Annotated in this window: 20 protein-coding genes and 1 pseudogene; 9 read left to right on the forward strand and 12 right to left on the reverse strand. The window is 70.4% G+C overall.

Annotation, left to right across the window (positions count from 1 at the left end; all coding sequences use genetic code 11):
• Positions 1 to 22: 22 nt before the first annotated feature.
• Both DY245_RS17690 and DY245_RS17695 read left to right on the forward strand, forming a co-directional pair.
• A complete protein-coding gene (locus DY245_RS17690; RefSeq protein WP_128508223.1) occupies positions 23 to 919 on the forward strand; it encodes a LysR family transcriptional regulator in 897 nt (298 codons plus the stop codon).
• A 50-nt stretch (positions 920 to 969) separates the two neighbouring features.
• Positions 970 to 1,449, forward strand: a complete 480-nt coding sequence (locus DY245_RS17695) for an NUDIX domain-containing protein (protein ID WP_128508260.1) — start codon at positions 970 to 972, stop codon at positions 1,447 to 1,449.
• Between the two features lie 44 nt (positions 1,450 to 1,493).
• Here the strand turns inward: DY245_RS17695 and DY245_RS17700 are convergent, their stop codons facing one another.
• The 3 genes from DY245_RS17700 to DY245_RS17710 all read right to left on the reverse strand — a co-directional run bounded on the left by DY245_RS17700 (position 1,494) and on the right by DY245_RS17710 (position 5,429).
• On the reverse strand, positions 1,494 to 2,426 hold the full coding sequence (locus DY245_RS17700) for a pyridoxamine 5'-phosphate oxidase family protein (protein ID WP_181923735.1): 933 nt from the start codon (positions 2,424 to 2,426) through the stop codon (positions 1,494 to 1,496).
• A gap of 49 nt (positions 2,427 to 2,475) precedes the next feature.
• Positions 2,476 to 4,344 (reverse strand): globin domain-containing protein, encoded by a 1,869-nt coding sequence (locus DY245_RS17705; protein ID WP_128508224.1) that lies wholly within the window; start codon positions 4,342 to 4,344, stop codon positions 2,476 to 2,478.
• A 449-nt stretch (positions 4,345 to 4,793) separates the two neighbouring features.
• Positions 4,794 to 5,429 carry an HAD family hydrolase gene (locus DY245_RS17710; protein ID WP_128508225.1) on the reverse strand — a complete coding sequence of 212 codons (636 nt, stop codon included), beginning with the start codon at positions 5,427 to 5,429 and terminating at the stop codon, positions 4,794 to 4,796.
• 258 nt (positions 5,430 to 5,687) lie between these two features.
• On the opposite strand from DY245_RS17710, the gene DY245_RS17715 reads away from it, so the two are divergent.
• Positions 5,688 to 6,242 (forward strand): DUF2269 domain-containing protein, encoded by a 555-nt coding sequence (locus DY245_RS17715; protein ID WP_128508226.1) that lies wholly within the window; start codon positions 5,688 to 5,690, stop codon positions 6,240 to 6,242.
• A gap of 18 nt (positions 6,243 to 6,260) precedes the next feature.
• On the opposite strand, the gene DY245_RS17720 is transcribed toward DY245_RS17715, so the two are convergent.
• Positions 6,261 to 6,704: a GlcG/HbpS family heme-binding protein gene (locus DY245_RS17720; protein WP_128508227.1), complete on the reverse strand. Its 444-nt coding sequence runs from the start codon at positions 6,702 to 6,704 to the stop codon at positions 6,261 to 6,263.
• A gap of 115 nt (positions 6,705 to 6,819) precedes the next feature.
• Positions 6,820 to 8,040 carry an MFS transporter gene (locus DY245_RS17725; RefSeq protein ID WP_128508228.1) on the reverse strand — a complete coding sequence of 407 codons (1,221 nt, stop codon included), beginning with the start codon at positions 8,038 to 8,040 and terminating at the stop codon, positions 6,820 to 6,822.
• Between the two features lie 132 nt (positions 8,041 to 8,172).
• Here DY245_RS17725 and DY245_RS17730 point away from each other — a divergent pair, with 132 nt between their 5' ends.
• On the forward strand, positions 8,173 to 8,706 hold the full coding sequence (locus DY245_RS17730) for a MarR family winged helix-turn-helix transcriptional regulator (protein WP_128508229.1): 534 nt from the start codon (positions 8,173 to 8,175) through the stop codon (positions 8,704 to 8,706).
• Positions 8,707 to 8,815: 109 nt separating this feature from the next.
• Positions 8,816 to 9,268, forward strand: a complete 453-nt coding sequence (locus DY245_RS17735; protein WP_128508230.1) for a GNAT family N-acetyltransferase — start codon at positions 8,816 to 8,818, stop codon at positions 9,266 to 9,268.
• A 33-nt stretch (positions 9,269 to 9,301) separates the two neighbouring features.
• On the opposite strand, the gene DY245_RS17740 is transcribed toward DY245_RS17735, so the two are convergent.
• Positions 9,302 to 10,048, reverse strand: coding sequence for a TetR/AcrR family transcriptional regulator (locus DY245_RS17740; RefSeq protein ID WP_128508231.1), 747 nt, complete (start codon positions 10,046 to 10,048; stop codon positions 9,302 to 9,304).
• A gap of 168 nt (positions 10,049 to 10,216) precedes the next feature.
• Here DY245_RS17740 and DY245_RS48650 point away from each other — a divergent pair.
• A pseudogene (locus tag DY245_RS48650) lies at positions 10,217 to 10,511 on the forward strand (NmrA family NAD(P)-binding protein); the annotation flags it as partial.
• Positions 10,446 to 10,889 carry an NmrA family NAD(P)-binding protein gene (locus tag DY245_RS48655; RefSeq protein WP_483409815.1) on the forward strand — a complete coding sequence of 148 codons (444 nt, stop codon included), beginning with the start codon at positions 10,446 to 10,448 and terminating at the stop codon, positions 10,887 to 10,889. The pseudogene DY245_RS48650 and the gene DY245_RS48655, both read left to right, overlap by 66 nt.
• 44 nt (positions 10,890 to 10,933) lie before the next feature.
• Here DY245_RS48655 and DY245_RS17750 read toward each other — a convergent pair whose 3' ends face one another.
• The 5 genes from DY245_RS17750 to DY245_RS17770 all read right to left on the reverse strand — a co-directional run bounded on the left by DY245_RS17750 (position 10,934) and on the right by DY245_RS17770 (position 17,030).
• A complete protein-coding gene (locus DY245_RS17750) occupies positions 10,934 to 12,070 on the reverse strand; it encodes a pyridoxal-phosphate-dependent aminotransferase family protein (protein WP_244943103.1) in 1,137 nt (378 codons plus the stop codon).
• Between the two features lie 123 nt (positions 12,071 to 12,193).
• The gene (locus DY245_RS17755; RefSeq protein ID WP_128508233.1) at positions 12,194 to 13,702 is read right to left on the reverse strand and encodes a serine hydrolase domain-containing protein; all 1,509 of its coding nucleotides are present in this window, start codon (positions 13,700 to 13,702) and stop codon (positions 12,194 to 12,196) included.
• A gap of 215 nt (positions 13,703 to 13,917) precedes the next feature.
• Entirely contained in the window at positions 13,918 to 14,646 is a 729-nt protein-coding gene (locus DY245_RS17760) for a hypothetical protein (RefSeq protein WP_181923736.1), read from the reverse strand.
• Between the two features lie 16 nt (positions 14,647 to 14,662).
• Entirely contained in the window at positions 14,663 to 15,970 is a 1,308-nt protein-coding gene (locus DY245_RS17765) for a DNA polymerase III subunit beta family protein (RefSeq protein ID WP_128508235.1), read from the reverse strand.
• A gap of 85 nt (positions 15,971 to 16,055) precedes the next feature.
• Positions 16,056 to 17,030 carry a GlxA family transcriptional regulator gene (locus tag DY245_RS17770; protein ID WP_128508236.1) on the reverse strand — a complete coding sequence of 325 codons (975 nt, stop codon included), beginning with the start codon at positions 17,028 to 17,030 and terminating at the stop codon, positions 16,056 to 16,058.
• Positions 17,031 to 17,185: 155 nt separating this feature from the next.
• Between DY245_RS17770 and DY245_RS17775 the strand changes: the two genes are divergently transcribed.
• Positions 17,186 to 18,151 (forward strand): NADP-dependent oxidoreductase, encoded by a 966-nt coding sequence (locus DY245_RS17775; RefSeq protein ID WP_128508237.1) that lies wholly within the window; start codon positions 17,186 to 17,188, stop codon positions 18,149 to 18,151.
• Positions 18,152 to 18,467: 316 nt separating this feature from the next.
• Here DY245_RS17775 and dnaB read toward each other — a convergent pair whose 3' ends face one another.
• Entirely contained in the window at positions 18,468 to 19,925 is a 1,458-nt protein-coding gene (gene dnaB / locus DY245_RS17780; protein ID WP_181923737.1) for a replicative DNA helicase, read from the reverse strand.
• Positions 19,926 to 20,401: 476 nt separating this feature from the next.
• On the opposite strand from dnaB, the gene DY245_RS17785 reads away from it, so the two are divergent.
• Positions 20,402 to 21,739 (forward strand): MATE family efflux transporter, encoded by a 1,338-nt coding sequence (locus DY245_RS17785; RefSeq protein ID WP_128508239.1) that lies wholly within the window; start codon positions 20,402 to 20,404, stop codon positions 21,737 to 21,739.
• Positions 21,740 to 21,751: the final 12 nt, after the last annotated feature.

A 21,751-nucleotide genomic window follows, 5' to 3' on the forward strand; every position in this document is an offset into this window, starting at 1 on the left:
CGAAGGACGCAGGAGGTACGCGATGGATCTGGCTCTGCTGCGCACCTTCGTCACGGTGCACCGAGCCGGCTCCTTCACCCGCGCCGCAGCGTTACTCGGCCTCTCCCAGCCCGCGGTGACCAGCCAGATCCGGGCGCTGGAACGGCAGTTGGGCCGCCCGCTCTTCCTCCGCTACGCCCGTGGCGTCACCCCCACCACCATCGGTGACGAACTCGCCCACAAAGTGGCACCGCACCTGGACGCCCTCACCGAGATCACCGAAGCCGGCCTGGACCGGGAATCCGTCACCCGCACCCTCCATCTCGCCGGGCCACCGGAGTTCATCGCCGAGCGCGCGCTCCCCACGCTGACCCCGCTCATCGCCCAGGGCCTGTCCATACGCACGGCCTTCGGTCCCGCGGAGGAGCTGCTGACCGGCCTGGCCGCCGGTCATCACGATCTGACCGTCACCACCACCCGGCCGCGCGGCGGGCTGCTCACCGCGACCCCGTTGTGCGACGAGGAACATGTACTGATCGCCGCGCCGCGCTGGGCGGCCCAGTTGGGCGGCCCAGCGGTTCTCCAGGCCGGCGGCGTCCGGGTGCTGGACCCCGTCCCGTTCATCGAGGTCCATGAAAGCCTGCCGCTGATCACCCGCTACTGGTCCGCGGTCTTCGACGCCAAGCCCGCGGCCTCCGCCGCCGTCATCGCCGCCGACCTGCGGGCGGTGCTGTCCTGTGTCACCGCCGGTGCGGGGCTCGCCGTGCTGCCCCGCTATCTGTGCGCCGGCGCGCTGGCCGGCGGCGAGGTCGTCGCCCTGCTCGACCCGCAGGTGCCCCCGCTGCGCACCTATTTCCTCTCCGTACGGACCGGGACACTCGGTCTGCCGCACATCGCACGGGCGCATGAGTGGCTGCTGCGGTCCGCGGTCGACTGGTGACCAAGGGGCGCATGGGTTTCACCGGGCCGTCACTGCGGCATCTGTCGACTATGACCGTACGGCCAGTCGTCAAACGCACCGCCCGCGCGATCCTGCTCGACGGCGCGGATCTCGTTCTGATCAAGCGCACCAAGCCGGGCCGGGCCCCGTACTGGATCACCCCCGGCGGCGGGGTCGAGCCCGAGGACGCCACCGTCATCGAGGCCCTCCACCGTGAGCTGGACGAAGAGCTGGGTGCCAAGGTCAAGGACGTGGTGCCCGTCTTCGTCGACACCGTCGAGCACTTCAGCGACGGTGGGGTGGACGGCGTGAAGGTGCAGCACTTCTTCGTGTGCCGCCTCGATTCCATGGATCCCTCGCGCCGGCACGGCCCCGAGGTCGAGGAGCCCTGCGGGGACTACGAGATCGTGCGGGTGCCCTTCACCCGCGTCGGCATTGCCTCCGTCGAGGTCGTACCGCTGTCGCTGCGGCACTACCTGGACGGCAACATCGAGGGCGTGCGGGCGATGCACGCCCCCGACCTGGGCTGAGCCGGTGGCCGGGCCGCGGTCCCGCCACCGCGGCGGGCACCGCGTCAGACGTCGCGCCGGTCGAACCAGCCGCGGAATTCCGGCTCGTCCTCCGCGGGCCGGCGCGGCTGGGCGCGCGCCAGCACCCGCTCGACCCGGTCGAGGAACTCCGCGTTCAGCTCCTCCACGAAGTCTTCCCGGCCGGAGACACGGGGCTCGGCGCCGTACGCCGGAGCGACCCTCGGATCCAGGGGCGTCGAGCCCACCGGTTCGCTCCCGTAGGTCGCGGTCACGCCTCGGTACGCCACCTCGTCCGCGTCCTCGTGCAGTCCACCGCGAAGGTGCTCGTTCTTGCGCTCCGTACGCTGGAACGGCAGGCGCTCGCCCGCCTCGGCGGCCGCACCGAAGAAGTCGCCGCCCTTGCGCTTGAAGTCGTCCGTGCCCCAGGCCCGCGCCCCGCGCTGCTGCGCCGGGACCTTCTGGAGATGCGGAATGTGCTTGGCGCAGTGGATGTACGCCTCTTCGACCTCGACAGTGACCCACAGCTGGGCACGTCGGCCGGGAATCGGGTCGACCGGCAGACCGGCGTGGTTCGCCCGCATCTCCTCGTCCATGACGACCCGCGCCCGGCCGTTGACGTGCAGCCCGATGCGGTCACGGGTGAAGTCGATCATCAGGATGCCCAGGCGCGGGTTCTCCGAGATATTGCCGACGGACGCCATGACACCGTTGCCACGGTATTCCGGGTACGCCAGCGTCCGGGCGTCGAGCACCCGGACGAACCCGGGCGGACCGGCCCGGAACGTCGAATCGCATTCGCCGTGCCGGTCGGCCGTGGCAAGGAAGAACATCTCCTGACGTGCCACGAACTCCTGCATACGGGCGTTGAGATGGTCCAGCACCTGGTCCCCGTAGAAACGGTCGGCGCGCTCGGTCGTGCCGAGTCTCTGCTGCACCAAGTGCTCGCCGTCGCTCCCGGGGCGCTCCTGCCGCCGCATGCCCCACCCCTCCCCTGTCAGCCCGTATTCGCCCTGTGCTGCCAAGACCTCAATCTCCTGCCGAGACCAGCTCTTCGATGGAGTCGTGCCGTATGCGGTCGGTCGGGATGCCGACCCCGACCAACGCGTCCACGCCGCTGCGGATCAACCCGGGCGGGCCGGAAAGATAGGCGTCGTACTCCCGGAAGGGGCCGTACTGGCGGACGGCATCCGGGAGTTGGCCGGTTTCGCTGCTGGTCCCACCGCGGACCGCGGGTCCGTTGGCGACGACCGGGCGGACGGAGAGCCAGGGATGGGCCTGTTCCAGGCGCAGCATGGTGTCGAGGTCGTAGAGGTCATAGTCGCTGCGGGCGCCGTAGAAGACCTCGACGGGGCGCCGGATGCCGTGCTCCGCGACGTCCTCGACCAGGGCCTTGATGGGTGCGATGCCGGTGCCGCCGCCGACGCACAGCAGGCCGTTGCGGGTGGAGTGGTCGACGGTCATCGAGCCGCCCGGCGCACCGAGCCGGATGACGTCACCGGGGCGGGCGCGGTGGACCATGGCGTTGGAGACCCAGCCCGCCGGAACCGCCTTGACGTGGAACGAGAGCAGGCCGTCGGAGCGCGGCGCCGAGGCGAAGGAGTAGTGCCGCCAAACCCGCGGCCACCAGGGCGTTTCCACGCTGGTGTACTGCCCGGCAAGGAACGGGTAGGGCTGGTCGGGACGGACCGTCACCACCGCGATATCGGGCGTACGCAGCTCGTGCGAGACGACCTCGGCCTGCCACCAGGCGGGGGCGACCGCCTCGTTCTCGGCGGCCGCGTCGATCATGATCTGCGAGATCGCGGTGTACGCGCGCACCCAGGCGGCCTCGGTCTCCGGGCCCCAACTGGACGTGGCGTAGCGCGCGAGCGCGTTGAGCAGGCATTCGCCGACCGCGGGGTAGTGGTCGGGGAGGGTGCCGTATTTGCGGTGGCCGCGGCCGAGGTTCGCGAGGTAGGCGGTGAGCACCTCGGCGTCGTCGACGTGCTGGGCGGCGGTGAGCAGGGCCTTGAAGAGCCGGTCACGCTGGGTGTCCATCGAGGCAGGGAACAGCGCCCGCAGATCGGGGTGCTGGACGAAGAGCAGCGCGTAGAAGTACGAGGTGACCTTGTCGGCGACGGGTTCGATTTCGGCCATGGTGCGACGGATGAGAATCGCGTCGGGGGAGGCGGGTGTTGCGGAGGAGGCCGCTACCAGATCGTCGAGGGAGGGCTCCGGGGCGGGCGCGGCCGGCTGTTGCCTGGGGGCGAAGGCGGAGGGGGCGGGGGCCGCGTTCTGGGCGGCCGGCTCCGTGGCGGGTGCGGCGGCGGGGGCTGGCGTGGCACGTGCGGACTCGTGTACGGGCTCGGGCTCGCGGCCTCGGGAGGACTCATGCTCCCAGGCGGGCCGGCGGGCCGGCTCACGTTCCCGGGCGGGCTCGGCCTCGCGGCGCGGAGGCTGTGCGTACGGGGAAGAGGCGGTGGCGTACCCGTAGGCCGCGGCGGACTGCTCGGCGTAGGCGGGCGCGACGGGCTGCTCGGCGTAGGCGGGCGCGACGGGCTGACGGTTCGTCTCGCCGCGCGGCTGGGGAACCTGCGGCGGCTCCGTCTCGCGCTCGCGCTCGGCGGCGGTACCTACCGGCCGGATCGGATTGACCGGCCGGCTGGGTATCTGTTCCCGGTCGTTCCGTTCATCCCGTTCGTTCCACTCGTTCCGGTCGTCGCGTTCACCGCGGTCGTTGCGTTCACCCCGGTCGTTCGGCTCGGTCCGGCCGTTCTGGTCCGGACGGTCCTGGACGTTTTGTCGCCCCTGCTGTTCTGTGGAGGACTTCTTCGCCGGCGGAGTGAACCAACCCCAATCGCCACTGCTGCCGCCAGAAGAGCCGTTATCGGCCGACGTGGTGGTCGGAGCGTCCATGGTCTGCCTCGCCTCGAACGTCTTTCGGTTGTCTTCGCACTTCCGTGGATCGGAACTGCCCGGAATTCCCCCGCCCTGCCCCGGAATTCTTAATCGACTCAAGCGATCCCGGCAACATCCTCCAAAGCGGACAAATCTCACTTCCCTGCGACAATGCGGAACAGATGCCGCGTCAGCAGCATGCCACCCCGCTCATCACAACGGACAAATAGTCGGAAGTCCGGGTGTCACGGGCCGCTTCGCCGCTAGGCTGACGAGCTTTGCCCGTCCTTCGCGACCCGCGGGCGCCCTCACCACCGCCAAGCCGGACTCGACCATACCGGCAGTAGTTGAAACCACAAGCCCTGATCTTGGAACACTCCGCGCGGCCCCTCCGATAACAGTGATCCTCCCCACAGACCGCATTTTCAGGGCATACAGCGGACGATTCCCTAGCAGAAAGCTCGGAATTACTGGCCAGTACGCACCAGTTCGTATGCCTCGCGCAGATCACGTCCCACGTAGGCATATGAGGCCAGGTCACTGACATGGTGATCCGCATTCATGGCAACGGACTGCGGAAGCACTGCGAAGAGTTCGGTGTCCGACATCGAGTCGCCGTATGCCACGCAGTCGGCCCGGGTCAGCCCGTACGTCATACAGAGTTCGTCGGCGATCTGTACCTTCGCCGCCGGCGAGAGGATGCCGGCCGGTTCCACCTGCTGCCGGATCGGCACCGCGGGCCAGCGCGAACCGTGCGCCGCGTCGGCGCCCCAGGCCAGCAGCCGTTCGACGAAGAAGCTGGGCGAGAGCGAAATGACCGCGCACCGTTCGCCACGCGCACGGATATCCGCCCAGACCTCCTGGATCCCGGCCAGCCATGGCGCACCGTCGAAGGCCGCCGCCAGCTGAAGTTCGGTCAGCTCGGCGGCCCACAGATCGCACGCCAGCTGCGCGAACCGCAACGGCGTCAGCTCGCCCGCCGCAAACCCGCGCTCCAGCTCGGCGATCTCCCGGTCCAGCCCGAGTTGCCGGGAGATCTCGATGGCGGCCGCGGACCCGTAGAGCAGGGTCCCGTCCATGTCGAACAGATGCAGCTTGCTCATGGCCCCGGAGCTTAGGGCGTGCCCGCCGGGAAGCGCGGGCGGAATCGGGAGGAGAGGGCGAGCGGGTCCGTACGGTCCGGCGGGGTCGGTTGGCACGTTGCGCCGTACCCCGGCGCCGTATTCAGGGGACGGGTTCCGGCGACAGGTTCCAGGGGCGTGATCCAGGCACGTGCTCCACGGACGTACTCAAGCCCGCGTATGTGCGGATACTCCCGCCGGCAGATGTACCGCGGGGCGCCGGGCGCCACCGTGGACCGTATGCAGCAGCTCAGCCGCCCCGCCCGCCGGGCCCTCCTCGTCCTCCATGTCGCCGTATCCGTCAGCTGGCTCGGCCTCACCCTTGGGCTGCTCACGCTCAGCGTCACCGGCTACACCGGATCCCCCGAGATGGCGGCCGTCGCCTACCGGGCGATGAAGGTCTTCGGCGACTGGCTGGTCATCCCCATCGCGCTGCTCACACTGGTCAGCGGCCTGGTCCTGTCGCTCGGCACCGCGTGGGGGCTGGCCAGACACCGCTGGGTCTACCTCAAGTTCTGGCTGACGCTCCTGACCGTGCTGCTGTCCGTCTTCTCACTCCGCCCGGGCATCAACCACCTCGCTGCCGAGGCCGCCGCGGGCACCCCGACCCCCGACATCAGCCTCGTCGTCGCCCCCGCGGTCGCCACGGCCACCTATCTCTTCCTCACCGCGATCTCCGTCCTCAAGCCCTGGGGGCTGACCAAGCGCGGCAGCCGACTGCGCGAGGCGCAGTCGGCCGAGGCCCGCGCGAAACGAGCACGCCGGAGCGGCAAGGAGGGCGCGGGCGTCCGCTAGCGGATGGCGGGGCCGTCGTCAGACGAGGTCGGCCTCCGCTATCGCCGCGGTGGCGATCCGGTGGTCCTGCTCGGGGGCGCCGCCACCGAAGCCGATCGCGCCGATCAGCCGGCCGTCCCGGTGGAGCGGCACACCGCCCGCGATGAAGAGCAGCGGCCGGTCCAGCGCGGTGGGCAGCGAGTGGAAGAGCCCATCGGGCCGGACGAGGTCGACGAGGTCGGCGGTCGGCGCGTCCAACTGCAGCGCGGTGTACGCCTTGCGGGTGCTGGTCTCACCGGAGATCAGCACGGCCGCGTCGTCCCGCCGGAAGCCCAGCAGATGACCGCCCGCATCCAGAACCGTGACGCTGCCCCGCACTCCGAGACCTTCGGCGGCCCGGGCGGCGGCCTCGATGAGGCTCTCGGCATCACGGGTGGTGAGGGGGCGGACGGTGGGGGTGGGGACGGGGGTAGTGGTGCTCATGAGGGGGTTCCTTGGCGTGTAGTGGCACTGGTGGTGCTTGTACTGCTGGTGATGTGAGGGGCGCGGGAGTGCGGCAGTCGCTCCCGGTCTTCGTACGGGGCGACGACGGGAACCGTCAGCCCTGCGCCACCGGTATGGGCTCATCGGCAACCGCGGTGGGTCCACCCGCGGCCACGACCTGGCCACCGCCCGTCTGACGCCGCTCCAGGGCAGAGGCGAATATCGCCACCCCGAGCGCCGCGACGGTCATCAGCGCACCGACCCAGTTGGGCGCGGTGAAGCCGAGGCCGGCCGAGATGACGATCCCGCCGAGCCAAGCAGCCAGCGCATTGCCGAAGTTGAAGGCCGCGATATTGCCTGCCGAGGCGAGGGTGGGCGCCGAGGCAGCCTGGTCCATCACCCGCTTCTGCAGCGGCGGCACGGTCGCGAAGCCGAAGATGCCGATCAGCGCGATGGTGATGATCGCGGCGATCTTGTTGTGCGCGGTGAAGTTGAACGCGGCCAGCGAGAGTGCCAGACCGGTCATCGAGATGTACAGCATCGGCATCATGGCGCGGTCGGTGAAGCGACCGGAGACCAAGTTTCCGCCGACCATGCCGAGGCCGAAGACGGCCGTCAGCCAGACGACGGACGACGGTGCAAAGCCGGTGACCTCGGTCATCATCGAGGCGAGGTAGGTGACGGCCGCGAAGACACCGCCGAATCCCAGGATCGTCATCAGCATCGCGAGGCCGACCTGCGGATTGCGGAAGACCGCGATTTCGCTGCCTATAGGGGAGGCCGCCTTCTCCCGCTGCGCCGGGATCAGCTTGACGATGCCCAGCAGGCCGATCACGCCGAGCGCGGTGATGGCGTAGAAGGTGGTGCGCCAGTCGAACTGCTGGCTGAGCATGGTGCCGGCCGGTACGCCCACGACGTTGGCGATGGTCAGACCGCTGAACATCAGCGAGATGGCGGTGGCGCGCTTCTGCGGCGCGACCAGGTCGGCGGCCACGAGAGCGCCGATGCCGAAGAACGCGCCGTGCGTGAAGGCGGAGACGATCCGCCCGGCCAGCATGATCCCGAAGTTGGGCGCGGTGGCCGTGAGCAGATTGCCCGCGATGAACAGGCCCATCAGCAGCATCAGCATCTGCTTACGCGTGAAGCGCGTACCGAGCGCGGTCATCAGCGGCGCGCCGACGACCACACCCAGGGCATAGACGGTGGTCGCGTATCCGGCGAGCGGGATGGAGACACCGAAGCCTGCCGCCATGTCGGGCAGCAGGCCCATGACCGCGAACTCGGTCGTTCCGATCCCAAAGGCACCGATGGCAAGCGCCAGGAGTGCGAGAGGCATGACGGATCCCTTCAATGATTGCGTCCGTCCTTTACGAGCGTTCACAATAATTGCAGACGCGGGTTAAATGCAAGCGCGGGATATTTCGAACGTGGCCTATCCTGGTTCGTGCGCCCCATGAGGAGGTCTTCGATGACGCAGCAGACGCGGCAGAAGCAGGAAACGCCGGAGCAGGCAGAGGCCGCACAGGCGACCGCAGCCGCCGACCCTGGCTGCCCGCCGGCGCCCGCCCCCGGACTCGCACAGGGCTGGTGCGCGCTCTCCGCCCTGCACAGCCGTATCGAGTCGCACATAGAGCGCGCGCTGCAGGCCGGGCACGACCTCAGCGTCCGCGAATTCTCGGTCCTCAATGTGCTCAGCGAGCAGCACGACGGGCCGGGCGGCCATCTGCGGATGCACCAGGTCGCGGACTCCGTCGTCCTCAGCCAGAGCGCCACCACCCGCCTGGTCACCCGGCTCGAGGAGCGCGGGCTGCTCTCGCGCTATCTGTGCCCCGACGACCGGCGCGGCATCTACACCAACGTGACGCCCGACGGCCTCGCGCTCCTGGTGGAGGCCCGGCCCACCCACGACGGCGCGCTGCACGAAGCCCTCCAGGACGCCGCGCAGCGCCCCGAGCTGGCGCCGCTGGTCACCGCCGTCGAGACGCTGGCGCCGTCGGAGTAGCGCCGCCGGAGTAGCGCTGGAGGCCGGGGGAGGAGCGGGCCGGCGGCGGCCCGGCTCGACCACCTGCCTGCCTGCCGCACCCGCGATCACACGGCATAAGGTCGCGCCCATGAGCGATATCGAGATACGCCGCGCGACCGAAGCCGACCTGCCCGCCATCGTCGCGATGCTCGCCGACGACCCCTTGGGCGCCGCCCGCGAGTCGCCGGACGACCTGGCTCCGTACCACGCCGCGTTCGAGGTGCTGGCCGCCGATCCGCAGCAGCATCTGGTCGTCGCGGTGCGCGAGGGGCGGACGATCGGCACCCTCCAGCTCACGGTCATCCCGGGCCTGTCCCGGCGCGGCGCCACCCGCTCGATCATCGAGGCCGTACGGATCCACCGCGACGAGCGCGGCAGTGGCCTCGGCACCCAGCTCATCGAGTGGGCGGTCGCGGAATCCCGCACGCTCGGCTGTCAGATGGTGCAGCTCACCTCGGACGCGACGCGGATCGACGCGCACCGCTTCTACGAGCGCCTCGGGTTCGAGGCCTCCCATCTGGGGTTCAAGCTCACGCTCTGATGGCTGCGCCGGTCGGGGCACGGCGCGACCCGCTCAGGCCTGTCGCGCACGCCCCCGTGACCGGTGCGCCTTCTGGCGGCAGGCACCACCGCAGTAGCGCGCGGGACGACCCGTGCGCGCCGTCGCGATCGCCGTACCGCACACTTCACACCGAGTTTCGTTATGATTCCGCGCCTCGGACGGGAGTTTCGTTACGGATGGAGCCGCACGCAGCGCATCGCACATCAGCGCGGTCATCCGCCCCTGCACACCGTCCTGAGAACCGGCCCCCGCTCTGGCCTGCTCCATGGAAAGACAGCCCACCAGCAGCGCCCTGAGGTCCGTTATCCCGACGTCCTTCCGTACGGCGCCCGCCTTTTGGGCCCTGGTGAGCAATACCTCCAGGGAGTCGTCGAAGTCCTGCCCGACCCCCGGTGACGGCTCGAAACGTCCCGTGCCGGCCGCCTCCAGCGCGTCACACAACGCCTTGTTCCGTGACGCGAGCCGTACCACCGACGACAGGAAGCGGAAGAAGACCCCGCCGGGGTCCTCGACATCGACCAAGTCCCTTGCGGTGTCGGTGAAAAGCTCGATCCGGTCCACGATGGTCGCCCTGAACAGGGCTTCTTTGGAAGGGAAGTGGCGGTAGACCGTCCCTGCCCCGACCCCCGCACGGCGCGCGATCTCCCCGAGCGGAACCCCCAACCCCTGTTCCTCAAAGGCGGATCGAGCCGCTTGGAGCACCAGCGCCCTGTTGCGCCGGGCATCCGCACGGGAAGGCGTGACTCCACGATTCGTCATCGCCGGGCCTCCTGAGAAACGGTTGACATCCGGGTCGGGCGCTCCGCAATTTCAAACGGGTCGCTCATTCCGATTCTACGGGAGGGTTCCAGCGTGATCGTTAAGGGCCTGACAGTCGCGGTGACCGGCGCAACGGGTCAGCAAGGCGGTGCGGTGGCCCACTGATTACTGGCGGACGGCTGGACCGTACGGGCGCTCACCCGCGATCCCGCGAGCCCCATGGCCCGCGCCTTGGCCGCCGCCGGCGCAGACGTACGGACCGTCGACATGGCCGACCCCGCCACGCTGAAGCCCGCGATCGACGGCGTATACGGCGTCTTCAGCGTCCAGCCTGCCTCCGGGGCCCCCGACTCGCCACCGGACTACTCCTGGCAGGACGAGATCGCCGCCGGCCGCAATGTCGCCGACGCGGCCGCCGACGCTGGCGTACGGCACCTCGTCTACGCCTCCGTCGACAACGCCCAACTCCGGTCCGGCATACGGATCTTGGATAACAAGTGGGTCATCGAGGAGCACATCCGCGGGCTCGGCCCTCGCCCAGCCGGACCGCTTCGCAGCCCAGGCCTTGGAGCTGGCGGGCGACGCCCTCACTCCCCCGCAGATCGCCGACGCCACGAGCCGCGCCACCGGGCGTACGGTCCCCTACGTCCGGATGCCGATGGAGACGCTGCGGGAGCTGAGCGCGGGCTGGAGCGCGAGGGCGCGCGGCAGCTGGAGCAGCTGCTCGATGGTGTTTCACGTGAAACACCATCATCGCGTCACGGACAACAGCCCAGCGCGGGTTGGCGTTTCACGTGAAACAACGCTGCTTCACACACACGTGGGGTCGTGTTTCACGTGAAACACGACCCCACAGCCACAACTTCATCGAGGCAATGGCACGCCTTAGCGCGCGACCACCTCGTCCCACGCCGCGCCCGCCGCCAGAGCCGCGCCCTCGGCATCCACCGACACCCCCAGCGCACGCAGCGCGCCCGCCAGCGCCACCAACGAGGCCGTGACCACCGCCCGGTCGGCCGCGCGGCCATAGTGGTTCACCCGGATCATCTCCTTGGCCAGCGCGCCCGCCACAGCCTGCACCGGCACCGTCGCGTCCACCGCGAGCGCAGCGGTCACGACCTCCCGGGCGTCCACTCCCTCAGGGGCACGGAGGGTGGTCGCCACCGGCGCCGCGTCCTCGTCACGCACGACGTACGGAGCGAGCCCACCCAGCGCCTGCACACCGGCCCGGGTCGCCACGGCCGCCGCCCGGTGCCGGGTGATGACCGCATCCAGCCCCTCGGCGTCGATACGGTCCGCTGCCTGCTCCAGGGCGAGCATCTCCAGCTGCGCCGGAGCGTGCGGCAGCGCGGTGCGTCCACCGTCGATCCAGCGCTCCTTCCAGTCCAGCAACGAGAGATACGAGCGCCGCGGAGCCTGCTCGTTGGCGGCGATCCGCTCCCACGCACGGGCGCTGACCGACGCCACGGACACCCCGGCGGGCCCGGCCATCGCCTTCTGGCCGCCGATGACACACAGGTCCACGCCCCACTCATCGGTCAGCAGCGGCTCTGCGCCCACCGATGCGACCGCGTCCAGCATCAGCAGCGCGCCGTGCTCGCGCACCACCGCGCCGATTTCCGCGACGGGGTTGGTGTTGCCGGTGGCCGCCTCGGCATGCACCAGGCTCACAAAGTCGATCTCGGGGTGCTCCTGCAGCGCGTCCGCGACCTGCTGCGGGTCGACCGCGCCCGTGAACGGCGCGGTGAGGGTGACCACCTCGGCGCCGCAGGAGCGCAGCCAGCCGCCGAAGGTCTCACCGTACGGGCCGGTGATGATGTTGAGCGCGGTGCTGCCGGGCCGTACTGCCGAACGGATGCAGGCCTCCAGGGGCAGCAGCGCCTCGCCCTGCATCGCCACGACATCGCAGCGGGTGCGCATCAGCGCGGCGACCTTGTCCTCGATCCGCGCGAAGTGAGCCGCGGTGAGCGGCGGCAGGTCGAGCAGTTCCGGAGCGGCGGAGTTCGCGGTCGGGTCAGACACGGCAGTCACAGGGCCTTCCAGCGGTAGCGAGCCGCCTCGGCGCGGCTCCTGACGTCTGGCTCGACTGTACGTCCGAGGCCCGCGCCCTCGTCGTACGGGCCTCGCGCCTCCGCCGTACCGGCCTCACACCCGCCAACCCTCCGGATCCACCCCGCCGGGCACCGGATCCGACGGCTCGTACGGCCCGCGGGTGAACACGAAGGTGCCCAGATCCAGATGGCTGACCGAACCGTCCCGGTCCCGCACCACCCTCAGCGTCTCGCCCGCGTAATAGCCGTCCAGCCCTGTCCAGGTGCCGTCCTCCTCGGCCCGGAAGCGGGAGGCTCGCCCCGCCGCGGACAGCGGTGCGAGCTCCAGCCCGCGCTCGGCCCGCAGCCGCAACGTGTGCGGGTTCGCGCCCCAGTACCAGGGGCCGGTGAGCGCCAGCAGCTCCTGATCCAGCGGTCCGGGCATCGGACGCCAGGGCTCGGGAATCCGCGGCTCGTGCTCGATCACGATCCCGGTGAGATCGGCGGCGATGGCCGGGACCGCCGGGCCCGAAGTGCAGTTGGCGAGCACGATCCCGGCGACGTCCTCCTCGACATCGGCCCACAGCGTCGCCAGGAACCCGGGCATCGAGCCGGTGTGCCCGACCAGCGTCCGCCCTTCCCACCGTACGAGCTGGAGCCCCAGCCCGTACCCCGCGTCCCATGCCCGCCCGCCCGGCGGCACCGCCGGCGTCCGCATCTCGGCCAGCGTCGCCGCGCTCAGGACCCGCTCATCGCCCCGCAGCAGGAACGCCGCCCACCGGCCCAGGTCCTCAGCCGTCGACCACAACTGCCCTGCCGGGCCCATCAGTCCGGTGTCCTCGGACGGTTCGGGCAGCATGGCATCGGCCCACGGATGTACCGCCCAGCCGCCCGCGTGCGGCATCTCCGGCCGCAGCGCCGTACGTCGCATGCCCAGTGGTTCCAGCACCTCGCGCCGCAGCACCTCGCCCCACGGCGTACCGCCACGCAGCCGTTCGACCAGCGCGCCGAGCAGCGCATAACCGGTGTTGGAGTAGTGGTGCTGCCGCCCGACGGGGAGCCGCTGCGGCCGCTCACCGTACAGATCGGCCGGCTCGGGCCGCAGCTCGCCCGCGGTCCGTTCCCACCACGGCCCCCGGGGCTCGGCCGCCAGCCCTGAACTGTGCGAGAGCAGTTGAGCGATCGTCGCGTCGGGCACCGCAGTGCCCTCCAGATGCCTGCCGACCGGGTCGTCGAGTCCCAGCAGACCTTCGTCCCGCAGCCTCAGCACCTGCACGGCGACAAAGGTCTTGGTGATCGAACCGATCCGGTACTGCACATCACCGTGCGGTACCTCCCCGTCCACCGAGCTCCGGGCGCCCGTCCACACCGCTCGGCCGTCGCGCACCACGACGCCCATCATCGAAGGCGCCCGCCCCTCGGCCTGTCCGACCGCCAGCCTCCGCAGCAACGCCCGCCGCGTCTGCGGCAGCAGCTCCGGGCACGCTTCAGGCGTGTCAGCCACCCGCGGCTCGGGTCCGTCCGGATCGAGGCGGACCGGATCGGGGCCGGCCGGATCGGGCTCACTCGCCCAGGGCTTGGCCGCCTCGGGCTCGTGGGACTCCGCGGACTGTGTGATGGTCATTGCGCTCCTCGACGGCAGATCCGACTGAGCCGGTCCAGTTCAGCCGGTCCAGTCAGGCGATCCAGTTCAACCGGATCCGGTTCAGGTGATCCAGTTCAGGCGATCAGCTTCGCCGCTCCCGTCCGATCGATCCAGCGGAATTGCCCCAGCGCCAAGGATCAAGCTCCATCGCGCCTGCTCGGCCGTGGCGACTAGCGCGCCCCTGCCCCGCCGCGTCACCGCAGCGCCGCCGCCCCGATCACCGCCCCCAGCTCGGTCTGCTCGTCCTCCGGCAGCCAGCGCGCCGCATGCACCGAGTGCAGCGCGGTCCGCAGCCGCATACGGTCCTCGTCCGTGCCGAGGTATCCGAGATAGGCCGGGAGCGTCAGCCCCAGCGCCTTGAGATCCGCCCGCGCGCACCATCGCGACAGCAGCTCCCGGACCCGCCCATCGACGGCCTCATCGAGGTCCCGCCGCGCCGCGTCCACGCCGGCTGCGCCCCCATCCACGGATACGTCGCCGGCCACCGCGGAAGCCGTACCGCGCAAGCCCTCCGTACCCCGCAAGCCCTCCGCGATCGCGAACCGGTTCCAGTCGCCGTACCGACCGTCGGGTGCGTCGGTCACCCGCTCCGCGGCCCGCACGAAGTACGCATGCGCCAGCGCAGGTTGACCAAGCTTGCGGTAGGCCTGCCCCATGTTCACGTACAGCGACGGATAGAACGCCCGTACCCGCTCGTCCCCCACCCGGTCGGCGCGGTCCAGACACTCCTGGTTCCAACGCAGCGTCTCTTCGGGCGAGTTCTGGTGCCGCGCGAGATAGTGCGCGGCGATGCACGCCTCGTAGTCGTCGGCAGCAATGTCCCAGGCCTGCTGGAAGAGTCCGCGCGCCACCTCGGCCCGCCCCTCCGCCTCGGCCTGCATCCCTTCCACGCACAACCGCACCACCGGCAGTTCCGGATCCACCGTCCCGCTCCCCTCATCAGCCATCGGTGTTCAGTCCTCGGGCAGCTGCCTCAGCCGTGCCGTCATCGCAGCCAACGGCGCGCCGGGCGTCGAACCGCTCGTCGGCGGCGCACTCACGCACCGGCATCACCAGCGTCGTGAAACTTCCCTGGTCGGCGGAGCGGACCACGACGGGCTGGTCCGCCGAAGCGATCTCCAGCAGCGCATCCGGCCCCACTCCGGCCTCCAGCGCCGGCACAAGCACGGCCGGATCGAAGGCGATCCGCAGCCCCGGGCCCGTACGAACCGCCCGTAGCCGGACGACCTCCCGGCCGCCACCCGCCACCTCCAGCACCCGCCCGGTCTCGCCCCCACCGACGTATCGGTCCCCGTCCCCGTCCCCGTCCTCGTCCCCGCCCCTCACAGCAACCGCCAACGACACCACCCCCGCCCGCCCCGCCACCGCATCCCGCAGCCCCACCCGATCGACGATGACCCGATGCCGCCCGGCCTCCAGGCCCTCCAGCACCAGCCCGTAATCCGGAAACCTCCCGGATGCCCCGTCACCGCTCCGCCCGCCACCACCGACGCCCGCCGGCACCTCCCGGCAATCCGCCCCGCTCCGCAGCCGAACCCCCGCCATCTCCGCCTCCCTCTCCCCCTCCATCTCCCTCTCCCCCTCGCACTCGCACTCGCACTCCACGTCCACGAACACCTGCCGTACGGCCCACTCCGCCAGGCTCCGCGCCGTCTCCGCGGCGATCAGCACATGCCGCGTTCCGCCCTCGAAGACCGTCGGCCGCAGCACCCGCACCGCCAGCCGATAGCGGTCCGTGGCCACCAGCCGCAGCTCGCCGTCGATGAGTTCGAGCAGCACACAGCCCAGCACCGGAAACTCCTCCCGGGCCGCCCCGGCCGCGACCGCCGGCGCCACCTGCCGTATCGCACTGGCGAGTTCGGCACCGCCCACCCGCGCCCGCACCCAGGCCCCGCGGCACTCCGCGGCACCGGCCGCCTCCCGCAGGAACCCCTCCACCACCGCCCGCGCTTCGTCCGCCGTCCGCCGCGTCCGTTCCAGGTGAGCCCGCAGTACGTCATGTGCCGCGTCCCGTGGTCCGTCCAGCACCACGCCGACATCCACCAGCGGCAGGCCCGCCGCACGCAACTCCCGCAGCCGCACCGCCCGTGCCGCCTGCCCCGCCGCGTAGTGCCGGTACCCCGTCACGGCATCCACCCGGGCCGGCCGCAGCACCCCGCAGTCGTCGTAGAACCGCAGGGCACTCGGCGCCAGCCCCACCCGCCGGGCAAACGCGCCGATGCTCAACAGCTCTTCGGTGTCGTCCATGGACGCGATTGTGGAGCTTCAAGCAACCTGAAGGTCAAAGCCCCTGGCTACCCACCGGCAAGGCCACTGTTCAACCGGCGCTGCCTCAGGCGGTCAGCGCCGCACCGCTCCGGAACGTCCGCCGGTACGCCTGCGGTGACACACCCACCGCGCCGTGCAGATGCTGGCGCAGCGAGGTCCCGGTGCCGAAGCCCGCGTGATGGGCGACAAGGTCGATCGGCCAGTCGGTGGTTTCCAGCAGATGGCGGGCGCGTTCGATGCGCTGTCCGGCGAGCCACTGGCCGGGGCTCATACCGACCTCGTCGCGGAATCGCCGGGTGAGGGTACGCACGCTGACCCGGGCGTGCGCGGCGAGGGCGGACAAGGTGAGCGGCTCGTCGAGGCGCTCCAGGGCCCAGGCGCGGGTGGCCGCGGTGCCACCCGTCGACGGTTCGGGAACGGGCTGCCGGATGAACTGGGCCTGCCCGCCGTCCCGCCAGGGCGGCACCACACACGAGCGCGCCACGTCATTGGCGACGGCGCTGCCGTGGTCGCGGCGCACGATGTGCACGCAGACGTCCACCCCCGCGGCCACTCCGGCGGAGGTGAGCACATCGCCGTCGTCGACGAACAGCACATTGGGGTCGACACGGACGGTCGTGAACAGCCGTTGCAGCTGTGCGGCCTCCCGCCAGTGCGTGGTGGCCGGCCGGTGATCGAGCAGTCCGGCCGCGGCCAGGACGAAAGTGCCGGTGCAGATGGCCACCATCCGGGTGCCGGGCCGTATGTGCTCCAGCGCCTTGCGCAGTTCGTCGGGCAGCTGACCGTGCTCGCGGATCGCGCCCAGCGCGTGCGACGGCGGGATGACGACGGTGTCCACGCTCGCGAGTACGGAGGCGTCCTCGGCGACGGCGATGTCGTAGTCGGCCTCGGCACGCACCGTACGCCCGTCCAGGCTGCAGGTGATGACGGAGTAGAGCGGCTCCCCGGTGGCGCTGCGCGCGGCGCCGAAGATCCGCGCGGGGATCCCCAGCTCGAAGGGGACGACACCGTCCAGGGCGAGGACACCGACGCGATGCATGACCTGATTCTTTCAAACGTTGGCCATCAGGACACCGCCGGACGCCTCGCCGCCGCGGAAAGCTGACAGCACCCCGGGAAACGCGCCTGACAAGCAGCGCATCAGCCCGATATCAGCCGTACGCACCATCGTCCGCACCGTATGAAGGAGACGCCATGTCCCAGAGCCGAGCCCCGCAGATGCGCGCCGTCAGCCAGGACACCGCCGGAGGCCCCGACGTCCTCAAGGTGATCACGACCGACCGGCCGGTGCCCGGACCGACGGAGATCCTGGTCCGGGTGCACGCCGCAGGCGTCAATCCGGCCGACTGGAAGACACGCGCCCGCGGCGCGTTCGCCAGCGGCATCAAGCCGCCGTTCACCCTGGGCTTTGACGTTTCCGGTGTGGTCGAGGCGGTCGGCCCCGGCGTGACCCTCTTCGCGCCGGGCGACCGGGTCTTCGGCATGCCCCGCTTCCCCCACCCCGCCGGGGCCTACGCCGAGTACGTCACCGCCCCGGCCCGCCACTTCGCCCTGCTGCCGGCGGGCCTGGACCACGTCCAGGGCGCCGCCGTCCCGCTGGCGGCACTGACCGCCTGGCAGGCCCTGGTCGACACCGCGGACGTCCAGCCCGGTGCGCGGGTGCTGATCCATGCCGCGGCCGGCGGGGTCGGTCACCTGGCCGTGCAGATCGCCAAGTCCCGTGGCGCCTACGTCATCGGCACCGCCCGGCAGGCCAAGCACGACTTCCTGCGGGGCCTGGGTGCCGATGAACTCATCGACTACACACAGCAGGATTTTGCGGCGGCGGTCCGCGACGTCGACATCGTTGTCGACTCCATCGGCGGCGACTACTGGGCCCGTTCGCTGCATACCCTGCGCCCCGGCAGCACGCTGGTCTCCATCCTGCCGCTGGACGACACCTTCCCGGCCGCGCAGGCGCGTGCGGCGCAGGTACGCGCGGTGTTCATGCTCGTCGAGCCCGACCAGGCCGGTATGCGCGCCGTCGCCGACCTGTTGGACAGCGGAAAACTGCAGGTCACCGTTGATGCCGTCGTCCCGCTCGAGGAGGCGGCAAAGGCACATGCGCTCGGTGAGACCGGCCGCACCACCGGCAAGATCGTCCTGACGGTCGCTCCCTGACGGGCCAACTCCCTGGCCACGTCTGCCGCGTAATCAGCCGGACCGTTGAGCACGCATATAACCCTCAAGGCCGGCACCCCGGCGGGCACGCCGAACAAGCCGAGGAGGAAGATGGCTACATGGCAAATACCGCAGGGGCAAAGGCAGTTGTCATAGGGATCGGTGCTCTCGGCGTGATCACAGCACTCGCCGTGCTGTGGGTCCTCAGCTGGTGCGCGTGCATTGCGTTCGGCTGGCCACCTCTGGTGCCCTGACAGGCCACCGGCGCCGGCAGCGGTTCGCATCCCCCGGCTGAGACGGGGACCGGCGGCTCCGCTCAGGTCTGCGCCATATCCACAAACCGTGAGTAGTGCCCCTGGAACGCCACCGTGATCGTCGCCGTAGGGCCGTTACGGTGCTTGGCCACGATCAGGTCGGCCTCGCCTGCGCGGGGGGACTCCTTCTCGTAGGCGTCCTCGCGGTGCAGCAGGATGACCATGTCGGCGTCCTGCTCGATCGAACCGGATTCACGCAGGTCGGAGACCATCGGCTTCTTGTCCGTGCGCTGCTCCGGGCCACGGTTCAGCTGGGAGAGCGCGATGACCGGGAGCTCCAGCTCCTTCGCCAGCAGCTTGAGGTTTCGGGACATGTCCGAGACCTCCTGCTGGCGGCTCTCGGCGCGCTTCGAGCCGCCGGACTGCATCAGCTGCAGATAGTCGATGACCACCAGCTTCAGGTCATTGCGCTGCTTGAGCCGGCGGCACTTCGCGCGGATCTCCATCATCGACAGGTTCGGCGAATCGTCGATGTACAACGGCGCGGCGGAGACATCCGGCATCCGGCGCGCCAGCCGCGTCCAGTCCTCGTCCGTCATGCTGCCGGAGCGCATGTGATGCAGCGCCACCCGGGCCTCGGCGGACAGCAGACGCATCGCGATCTCGTTGCGCCCCATTTCGAGGGAGAAGATCACGCTGGGCAGATTGCTCTTGATCGAGCAGGCGCGCGCGAAGTCCAGCGCGAGGGTCGACTTACCCATGGCGGGACGGGCCGCGATGACGATCATCTGGCCCGGGTGCAGGCCGTTCGTCAGGGAATCCAGGTCCGTGAAGCCGGTGGGCACGCCCGTCATCTGGCCCTGGCGGGAGCCGATCGCCTCGATCTCGTCGAGGGCGCCCTCCATGATGTCGCCGAGCGGTAGGTAGTCCTCGCTGGTCCGCTGCTCGGTGACGGCGTAGATCTCCGCCTGGGCGCTGTTGACGATCTCGTCGACATCGCCGTCCGCGGCGTATCCCATCTGCGTGATACGCGTGCCTGCCTCGACCAGCCGGCGCAGCACGGCGCGCTCATGGACGATCTCGGCGTAGTACTCGGCGTTCGCCGCCGTCGGTACGGACTGGACGAGGGTGTGCAGATACGAGGCGCCGCCGACCCGTCCGATCTCGCCGCGCTTGGTCAGCTCCGCGGCGATGGTGATGGGGTCGGCCGGCTCGCCCTTGGCGTACAGGTCGAGGATCGCCTGGAAGACCAGCTCATGGGCGGGGCGGTAGAAGTCGTCGCCCTTGAGGACCTCGACGACGTCCGCGATCGCGTCCTTGGACAGCAGCATGCCGCCGAGCACGGACTGCTCGGCGTCCAGGTCCTGCGGGGGGACCCGCTCGAAGCCGCCGGCCCAGGAGCCACCGTCGTCGTCGCGGTCCTGTCTGTCGCCGCGGCCGCGGCCCTTGCCCTCGCCCCGGCGGGAGCGGGCGGCCGGCAGCAGGTCGCTGGGACCGGAGTCCGCCCAGGGGTCCTCCATGGGCTCGGGAATGCTCACCCCGGCACCTCCTCCCGTCCGCGGCGCGGACCTTGCTGTGCTGTTCTTTCTTACGGCACAGCTCTGACAATCGAGACGCCCGACTCCGGTTACGGCGCGTCGAGTTCGGACGACTTCTCAGGTCGGAACAGGCTGCGGGTGCCGGACCACGGTAGGCCCGTGGGCACCGTCCGCCAATCTGGTTATCCACAGGCCATGTGGATGACTGCCCTACAGCTGTGGAGAAGTCCCCAGATCCTGTGCACGGCACGGGGGAAACTTCTGTGGACAAGCACACAATTACGCCGCCCTCACGTCTCTGACCTGCGACTTTCTCATCCATAGCCTGTGGGGGAGAAAAACTTCTGCCACTGATCCAAGATCACGACAAACGGCGCGGAGAAGGCGACTCCACACAGCACAAAGTAAGGACCGCAAAGGGTTTGCATCTCTTACCTGTGGAAGATTAGATTGAGTGCATGACACAGGCTCCCGCGACCACGCGGCGCATCGACCGCCGCCACGACCGCGAGATCATCGCCCTTGCCCTCCCCGCCTTCGGCTCACTGGTCGCGGAACCCCTCTTCGTCATGGTCGACAGCGCCGTCATCGGCCACCTCGGCACCCCTCAGCTCGCCGGCCTCGGTGTCGCCGCCGCGCTGCTGACCACCGCCGTCTCCGTCTTCGTCTTCCTCGCCTACGCCACCACCGCCGCGGTCGCCCGCAGGGTCGGCGCCGGCGAACTCTCCGCCGCCATCCGCCAGGGCATGGACGGCATCTGGCTCGCCCTGCTGCTCGGCGCCGCGGTCATCGTGGCCGTGCTGCCCAGCGCCCCCTGGCTCGTCGAAGCCTTCGGCGCCTCCAGCACCGCCGCTCCGTACGCCACGAGCTATCTGCGCATCAGCGCGCTCGGCATACCCGCGATGCTCGTCGTGCTGGCCGCCACCGGCGTGCTCCGCGGCCTCCAGGACACCAAGACCCCGCTGTACGTCGCCATCGGCGGATTCTCCGCCAACGCCGCACTCAACATCGGCCTGGTCTACGGCGCCGGTCTCGGCATCGCGGGCTCCGCCTGGGGCACGGTCATCGCCCAGTGCGGCATGGCCGCCGTCTACCTCGCCGTGGTGATCCGCGGTGCACGACGGCACGGCGCCTCACTACGCCCCGACGCCGCGGGGATCCGCGCCTCGGCCCAGGCCGGCGTCCCGCTGCTGGTCCGTACGCTCTCGCTGCGCGCTGTTCTCATGATCGCCACCGCCGTGGCCGCCCGGCTCGGCGACGCCGAGATCGCCGCCCACCAGATCGTGCTCACGCTGTGGTCCCTGCTGGCCTTCGCCCTGGACTCCATAGCCATCGCCGGGCAGGCCATCATAGGCCGCTACCTCGGAGCGGAGGACCGTGACGGCGCCAAGGCCGCCTGCCGCCGCATGGTCCAGTGGGGCATCGCCTCCGGCGTCGTCCTCGGTGTGCTGGTCGTGCTCGCCCGCCCGCTGTTCATCCCCCTGTTCACTTCCGACCCCGCCGTGCGCGGTCCGCTGCTGACCACGCTCCTGGTCGTGGCCGTGACCCAGCCCGTCTCCGGCATCGTCTTCATCCTCGACGGCGTGCTGATGGGCGCGGGGGACGGCCCGTATCTCGCCTGGGCGATGGTGGCGACCCTGGCCCTGTTCGCGCCGGCCGCGCTGGCCGTGCCGGCGCTCGGCGGCGGACTGGTGGCCCTTTGGTGGGCAATGACCCTAATGATGACCGTACGCATGCTGACCCTGTGGCTGCGTACCCGCTCGGGCCGGTGGATTGTGACCGGAGCCTCCCGCTGAAGCACCTCCCGC

It is taken from the genome of Streptomyces inhibens, assembly GCF_003389455.1.
GTDB classification, from domain to species: Bacteria; Actinomycetota; Actinomycetes; order Streptomycetales; family Streptomycetaceae; genus Streptomyces; species Streptomyces inhibens.